A 1,756-nucleotide genomic window follows, 5' to 3' on the forward strand; every position below is an offset into this window, starting at 1 on the left:
GCCGACCCGGCGGCAGTAGGTGTCCCGCAGGACGCCGAGCACGTCGCGCAGCCGCATCTTCTGCCGGCCGGCGAAGCCACCGACCGGGAAGGTCCGGTCGAGGTCCCACAGGGTCAGGCCGTGTTGCAGGACGTCCAGGTCGGGGTGCCGGCGGATCGTGAACTCGAGCGGGTCGGTGTCGGCCATCAGGTGCCCGCGCACCCGGTAGGCGTGGATCAGCTCGATCACCCGGGCGGCCTTGTCGATCTGCCCCTCGGAGGTCCGGGCGACGTCCCGCATCCAGCGCACCGGCTCGTACGGGATGCGCAGCGAGGTGAAGATGTCGTCGTACAGGCCGTGCCCGCCGAGCAGCAGTTCGTGCACCGTCTTGAGGAACTCGCCGGACTGCGCGCCCTGGATCACCCGGTGGTCGTAGGTGCTGGTCAACGTGGTGACCTTGCTGATGCCGTGGTCGGCCAGGGTCTCGTCGGACATCCCCGAGTACGGCGCCGGGTACTCCATCGCGCCGACGCCGATGATCGCGCTCTGGCCGGGCATCAGCCGGGGCACCGAGTGCACGGTGCCGATGCCGCCCGGGTTGGTCAGCGAGATCGTCGTGCCCGAGTGGTCCTCCATGGTCAGCTCGCCGCGCCGGGCCCGCCGGATCAGATCCTCGTAGGCCTGCCAGAACTGCCGGAAGTCCATGCTTTCGCACTTCTTGATCGACGGTACGACCAGGGTGCGGGTGCCGTCCGGCCGGGCCAGGTCGATGGCGATGCCGAGGTTGACGTGCTCCGGCTGCACCAGCGCCGGCTTGCCGTCCACCTCGGCGTAGGCGTTGTTCATCTCGGGATGCGCGACGACCGCACGCACCAGCGCCCAGCCGATCCGGTGGGTGAAGCTGACCTTGCCGCCCCGGCCCCGGGCGAGATGATTGTTGATCACGATGCGGTTGTCCACCAGCAGCTTGGCCGGCACGGCGCGGACACTGGTGGCGGTCGGCACGTGCAGCGAGCTGTTCATGTTCTGCACGATGCGGGCCGCGACCCCGCGCAGCGGGACCGTGCTCGCGGCGGTGGCCGGGTCACCCGCCGCGCCACCGCCGGACGTCGTCCCACCGGCCGCCCGGATTCCGCCGGCCCGGTCACCGGACGACCCGGCCCGCTCACCAGGCGACCCGGCCCGCTCACCGGACGCGGGAGCCTTCCCGGCCCGGGCGGTCCGCGGAGACGGTGCGCTCGCCCCGGTCGCCGCCCCGGCAGGGGTCTCCGCGGCCGGCACCGGATCCGGAGCGGTCGCCTCCCGAGGCGGGACGGTCGCGCCCGATGGCGGGACGGTCGCGCCCGGCGGCGGGACGGTCGCGCCCGCACCCGGTCGGTAGTCGGCGAAGAAGTCGTGCCAGGCATGGTCGACGCTCGCCGGATCGGCCAGATAACGCTGGTACATCTCGTCGACGATCCACTCGTTGGGACCGAAATCCGCGAGCGGATTGTCCTGCGAGGTCTGCTGGGTCGACACAGCCGGGTTCGCCTCTTTCACCACAGATTGACGGCACGCGACGATCTCGTCACGGCGGACGGAAACCACGTCCGATTCAGGCTACGCCGACACGTGCCTGCATTGTGGACACGGCCTACCGTCAGATCCGACTCCACCGGAGGTCCGGTCCCGGGGCGGTGGGGGGGGGCGGCGCGCGGGTTGGGGGCCCCGCCCCCCGGGGGGGGGGGGGGGGGCGCGGGCGGGGGGTGGCGGCGGCGGGCGGGGCGCCCCGCGGGCG

Annotated in this window: 1 protein-coding gene; it reads right to left on the reverse strand. The window is 72.6% G+C overall.

Annotation, left to right across the window (positions count from 1 at the left end):
- A partial coding sequence (locus ACOJTC_RS18630) for a 2-oxo acid dehydrogenase subunit E2 (protein WP_420117837.1) occupies positions 1-1,497 on the reverse strand: 1,497 nt, incomplete at its 3' end.
- Positions 1,498-1,756: the final 259 nt, after the last annotated feature.

This window comes from Micromonospora sp., assembly GCF_048594385.1.
GTDB classification, from domain to species: Bacteria; Actinomycetota; Actinomycetes; order Mycobacteriales; family Micromonosporaceae; genus Micromonospora; species Micromonospora wenchangensis.